The organism is Amycolatopsis sp. H20-H5, assembly GCF_035828755.1.
Lineage (GTDB): Bacteria > Actinomycetota > Actinomycetes > Mycobacteriales > Pseudonocardiaceae > Amycolatopsis.
This window is the reverse complement of record NZ_JAYMZS010000229.1, coordinates 1-5,521: the sequence shown is the minus strand read 5'-3', so window position 1 is coordinate 5,521 and position 5,521 is coordinate 1. Positions and strand designations below refer to the sequence as shown.

Below are 5,521 nucleotides of genomic sequence, written 5' to 3'. Positions count from 1 at the left end.
GATGACCGACCAGTGCTCGCGCGTCCAGAAACTCCCGATCCGCCCGCTCCACACCCTGCATGACACTATTCTCCCAGCTCAGCATGCCATTTCAAGGAGACACGCCGATTATTCAGCAGCCTCCTAGTCCGCCGTCACGCGTGATTGGGCTGCCGTCACGCGTGTCTGGGCCGCCATCACGATGGTGTCCCCCCAATCACGCGTGACGGCAATCTGATCACGCGTGACGGCAGTTCAGTCCTCGCAGGTTCCGGCGGTGGCGCGGAAGACCTGGGCGCGGTCGCCGGTCAGGGGCCGGACGCGCACGGCCGGGTCCGCGGCGGGCAACCAGACGGACTGGCCGCGCCGCAGCTCGACCCGCTCGCCGTCGTCGGCGCTGACCAGGACGTCGCCCGCGGTGCACAGCAGGATCTGCGGGCCGGCGCTGTCGACGGAGACCTCGCCGTCGTCACCGGCCGCCCAGTCGAGCCGCGAAAGCTCGAACTCGGGCGCGTCCGTGTGGTAAATCGCCTTGCGCGCGTCGTGCTCGCCGCGGTGCACGGGCATGTCGCCGCAGCCGAAGTCGACCACCCGCAGCAGCTCCGGGACGTCCACGTGCTTCGGGGTGAGCCCACAGCGCAGGATGTTGTCGGAGTTCGCCAGTATCTCCACCGCGGTGCCGTGCAGGTACAGATGCAGGTTCCCGGCGGGCAGGTAGATCGCCTCGCCGGCGCTGAGCGTCAGCCGGTTGAGCAGCAGCGCCGCCAGCACCCCGGCGTCGCGCGGATGCGTCTCACCGAGCTGGAGGATGGTGCGGCACTCGGTGGTGAACTCGCCGTGCTCGCGGACGTGCTGGACGCAGGAGTCCAGCACCTCGGGCAGGAGCTCGTCGAGCGACGCCTGCGGCAGCGTGATCCACGTCGTGAACAGCGCGCGGAGCCCCGCCGGATCCGGCTGAGCCTCCAGCAGCACCGCGTACTTCGCCAGCCCCGGCGTCTCGATCGCCTTCAGCAGCGCGATCGTGCGCGTGGGTTCGCGGAACCCGGCCAGCACGTGGAATTCGGTGAGCGCGCAGACCAGCTCGGGCTTCGCCGTCGGGTCCGGGTAGTTGCGGTTGGGCGCGTCGCGCGGGATGCCCGACCTCTCCTCGCGCGCCCACCCCTCGGCGGCCTGCGCGGCCGACGGATGGGCCTGCATCGACAGCGGCTCCTCGGCCGCGAGGATCTTCAGCAGGAACGGCAGCCTGCCGCCCCAGCGCTGGGCGCAGCGGATGCCGAGCTGCCCGACCGGATCGGCGTCCACCAGCTCCAGCAGGCTCCGCTCGACCCCGTCGGGGCCGAGCACGTGGGACGGGTCGCCGGGGTGGGCGCCGATCCACAGTTCGGCCTCCGGGTGTGGCGCCGGCACCGGTCGCCCCAGCAGCTCGGGGATCGTCGTTCTCGACCCCCACGCATAGGGCCGCACGGCATTGCGCAGCAGCTCCACTGTCACCTCAACTCCTCGCCGGGCGTCAGCCCTGGCCTCACCCTTTTTACGCGATTCGCACTGGGATTCTCATGGGAACCGGCACCGGGACTCACCTTGCGGGCGTGTACCGGCCCGCTCCGCCGATGCTGCCCGCGGCGAGCCCGAGGTACACGGCCGCCAGCTCGAACCGGAGCGCGAGCACGGCGGCGCGGACGGGCTCGCCCGCGTCGATCTCTTCCGCCGACGAGATCATGTCCACGCCCGGCAGGTTGTCCTCGGCCTGGTACTTCGCCGCGTCCGCGGCGGGACCCGTCCGGACAGCCAGCAGCATCACCCTCGGCGCAGGCCCGGCGGGCGCGTCGTCCGGATCCGCGAAGATGTCACGCTCGGCGGCGCTCGCGAGCGCGGCACGCCGCAGAGCGGGCCTCGCCAGCGCCTGGCGATAGTCCTCGACGTCGCACACCGTGGCCGCGTGCGCCGCGAAAGCGTGCGCCGCGTGCTCGCCCACCGCGACCGCGACCGGGTCCAGGCCCCAGAGCAACGGGATGCGATCGGCGACGCGCAAGGCCAGCGCCTTGGCGGGGTTCGCGAAGGACTCCCTGGACAGGTGGTCCTTCTCTGCCTCGATGTCGAGCTGGTCGGCCAGCACCTCGACGTCGGAGGTGAGCAGCCCGAGCGCGTTGGCGGTGAGCAGCCCGGCGGCGAGGCCGCGCGGGAAGGCCATCTCGGGCGGCACCGGGATCCGGGGCTCCAGCAACAGGCCCTTACCGGCGATGGAGGCCGCGACCGGCCCCTCCGGCGGGCCGGAGAGCACCACCCGCGCGCCGAACCGGGCAGCCCGTTCGAGTGAAGCGGCCAGCTCCCGGTCACCCGGGTCGTCGGTGTGCGCGAAGACCACGTCGAGTGCGCCGATCCAGCTGGGCACGACCTCCGCGACGACGATCGGCACCGGGCACGACGGCGTGAGCAGCGCGGCCAGCAGCCTGGTCAGCGTGCGGCTGACGCCCGGCCGGTCGATCAGCACGAGCGCGCGCGGCCTGCCGAGGTCGAGCCGTTCGCTCAGCTCGAGTTCGGCAGCGGTCTCGGTGGTCGCGCGGACCTGCGCGCCTGCCATCGCGGCGGCGCGCAGAAGCCCCCCGACGTCGGCCTCGGCCAAGCGCGCGGGGTCGTCGAGGAGGCTGTCGTCAAGCACCGTCAGCACTGGTGCCATCCGCGCGGGCGGGAACGCCGGCCTCGTCGATCAGCAGCACCGGGATACCGTCACGGACCGGGTACACCCGGCCACATTCGGTGCAGGTCAGCGCGTCGGCCTCGGGGTCGCCGGGGGAACCCGCCCGCAGTGGGGCGTGGTCCGGTGCCGGGCAGGCGAGGATCTCCAGCAACTGTGCGTCAAGCTTGACGGCCATGGTTACTCCCTACCATGCGAAGGCGGGTCCGGAAGGGCACCTTTGGGACAAGAGACGTCCGGCGGGGCACCTTCATTACGAACTTGTCAGCCACGGACGATCGCCAGCACTTCTTCTGTCAGCGATTTGACAGCTTCGGCGTCGGCCGCCTCGACGTTCAGGCGCAGCAGCGGCTCGGTGTTGGACGGCCGGATGTTGAACCAGCCGCCGCCGGGCAGCTGCACGGTGAGGCCGTCGAGCTCGTCGATCACGACGCCCTGGCGCCCGAGGTACGAGTCCTTGACGGCGATCATCCTGGCGACCTGGTCGGTGACCGTCGAGTTAATCTCGCCCGAAGCGGCGTAGCGCGAGTACGCGGCCGTCAGCTCCGAGAGGGTGCCCGGCTGTTCACCGAGCGCGGCCAGCACGTGCAGCGCGGCCAGCATGCCGGTGTCGGCCCGCCAGAAGTCGCGGAAGTAGTAGTGCGCGGAGTGCTCGCCGCCGAAGATCGCGCCGGTCTTGGCCATCTCGCCCTTGATGAACGAGTGCCCGACCCTGGTCCGCACCGGCTTGCCGCCGTGCTCGGCGACGATCTCCGGGACGCCCTTGGACGTGATCAGGTTGTGGATGATGGTGCCGCCGGGCTCCTTCTCGAGCTCGCGCACGGCCACCAGCGCGGTGATCGCGCTCGGCGAAACCGGCTCACCCCGCTCGTCGACGACGAAGCAGCGGTCCGCGTCGCCGTCGAAGGCGACACCGGCGTCCGCGCCGACCTCGCGCACCTTGGCCTGCAGGTCGACGATGTTCGCCGGGTCCAGCGGGTTGGCCTCGTGGTTGGGGAAGTTGCCGTCGAGCTCGAAGTACATCGGCACGATCTCGATCGGCAGCCCGGCGAAGACGGTCGGCACGGTGTGGCCGCCCATCCCGTTGCCCGCGTCGACGACGATCTTGAGCGGGCGGCTGGTCGAGAGGTCGACCAGGTTGTTCAGGTACGCCGCGTAGCCGGCGAGGACGTCCTGCTCGGTCACCGAGCCACGCTGTCCCTCGAACGAGGGAACGCCCTGCTCGACGGAGTCACGGATCTCGGCAAGGCCGGAGTCCTGCCCGACCGGCGCGGCGCCGGCGCGGCACAGCTTGATGCCGTTGTACTTCGCCGGGTTGTGGCTGGCGGTGAACATCGCGCCCGGCAGGTTCATCGAGCCGGAGGCGAAGTAGAGCTCGTCGGTGCTGCAGAGGCCGATCAGCACGACGTCGAGCCCGTGGGAGGTCACCCCGTCCGCGAACGCGGCGGAGAGCTCCGGCGAGGAGTCACGCATGTCGTGGCCGATGACCACGCTCGTGGCGTCCGGCTTGATCAACAGGGCGAAGGCGGCGCCGAGGTCACGGACAAGGACGGCGTCCAGCTGCTCGCCGACCACGCCACGAATGTCGTAGGCCTTCACGATGCCCGAAAGGTCTGACACGCCTGCTCCCCGGATTGTCTCTCGTCTCGCGCCCGATGCGCTCCGAAAGCCTACCGGCGGCGGGATACGTCAGGTCCGACCGGGCAGGACCCGCAGGTGGCCGCGCCTGCCGGACGGGCCTTCCGGCTCCGGCGGCGGCGCCGGGCGGTCGTATCGGCCCGCTTCGCGCACGGCCTCGGCCAGCGCGGTCAGCTCGTCGTTGGAAGGATCCGCGGCGGCGAACTCGCCCTCGTGGCGGACGACTTCCCAGCCCTTCGGCACGGTCAGCCGCAGGGCGTGGGCTTCACAAAGGTCATATGAATGGGGCTCGGACGCGGTGGCCAACGGGCCGACGACGGCGGTCGAGTCACTGTAGGCATACGTCAGCGTGGCAACAGCGGGTTCGAGGCAACCCGTTCGCGAACACTTTCGGACGCTCCGCACGATCGGAAACGATAGCGCGTCCACGCCCGGCTGTACCGGCGACACGCGCTGACGGGTTCCGACCGCGTACTCTTCCCTTCGTGGCAACGGCTCGTGACTCCCGACAGCGGCGGCGTATGCGCCGGGACCGACATGGCCGCGGCCTGCGTGGCGCGCTGTACCCGGCGACCCTGCCGGCGGCCGCGAGCAGGGCCGAAAGGTTCGACGCGCTGGTGCTCGACGCGCTCGAGCCGATCGAGGCCCGCTGGCGGCACGAGCTGACCAAGCTCGACGTCGCCGTCGACGACGTCCCCGAGGTCAGAGCCGACGGCAAGCCCGCCCCGACCGACGGAATCCTCCACGACGGCGCCGTCCCCCTCTCACGCCTGGTCCCCGCCGGAGTGGACCGCACAGGCCTCCCCACCCGAGCCCGAATAGTCCTCTACCGCCGCCCCCTGGAAGCCCGAGCAAAGGACCCCGCCGAACTAGCCGAACTAGTCCACGACGTACTAGTAGAGCAAGTAGCAGGCTACCTAGGCGTAGAACCCGACGTAATAGAAGGCGACTAAAGCCCCCCCGGGCCCCCAAGCCGCGACAACCCAACCCAACCCCAACCGTTTTGCCCCAACCCCAACCGTTTGCCCCAACCACAGCCGTTTTGCCCCAACCACAGCCGTTTTGCCCCAACCACAGCGTCTCCGCGAGCCCTGCGAGGGGAGACTTCACCGCCGCGCGCCCTCTTTCAGGCCCGCCAGGGCCTCCCAACTCGCGACGGCAGGTCGCCCCCCTAAAAGACAAACCCGCACTTACGTACATAGCCAGGGG

General features: G+C 70.6%; 6 protein-coding genes. 1 reads left to right on the top strand and 5 read right to left on the bottom strand.

The features are described from left to right. Positions 1 to 234 precede the first annotated feature (234 nt). From manA to QMK34_RS46775, 5 genes are all read right to left on the bottom strand, one after another. Positions 235 to 1,464 (bottom strand): mannose-6-phosphate isomerase, class I, encoded by a 1,230-nt coding sequence (manA, locus tag QMK34_RS46795; protein WP_326421476.1) that lies wholly within the window; start codon positions 1,462 to 1,464, stop codon positions 235 to 237. A gap of 91 nt (positions 1,465 to 1,555) precedes the next feature. Beyond that, entirely contained in the window at positions 1,556 to 2,656 is a 1,101-nt protein-coding gene (locus QMK34_RS46790) for a hypothetical protein (RefSeq protein WP_326421472.1), read from the bottom strand. Beyond that, entirely contained in the window at positions 2,631 to 2,852 is a 222-nt protein-coding gene (locus tag QMK34_RS46785) for a Trm112 family protein (RefSeq protein ID WP_326421470.1), read from the bottom strand. The genes QMK34_RS46790 and QMK34_RS46785 overlap by 26 nt, the downstream gene beginning before the upstream one ends. Before the next feature lie 86 nt (positions 2,853 to 2,938). Then, positions 2,939 to 4,294, bottom strand: a complete 1,356-nt coding sequence (locus QMK34_RS46780; RefSeq protein WP_326421469.1) for a phosphomannomutase/phosphoglucomutase — start codon at positions 4,292 to 4,294, stop codon at positions 2,939 to 2,941. Positions 4,295 to 4,363: 69 nt separating this feature from the next. Next, complete coding sequence (locus QMK34_RS46775; RefSeq protein ID WP_326421468.1) at positions 4,364 to 4,717, bottom strand: DUF3499 domain-containing protein; 354 nt, start codon at positions 4,715 to 4,717, stop codon at positions 4,364 to 4,366. Between the two features lie 116 nt (positions 4,718 to 4,833). Here QMK34_RS46775 and QMK34_RS46770 point away from each other — a divergent pair, with 116 nt between their 5' ends. Next, positions 4,834 to 5,265, top strand: coding sequence for a metallopeptidase family protein (locus QMK34_RS46770; protein ID WP_326421474.1), 432 nt, complete (start codon positions 4,834 to 4,836; stop codon positions 5,263 to 5,265). Positions 5,266 to 5,521: the final 256 nt, after the last annotated feature.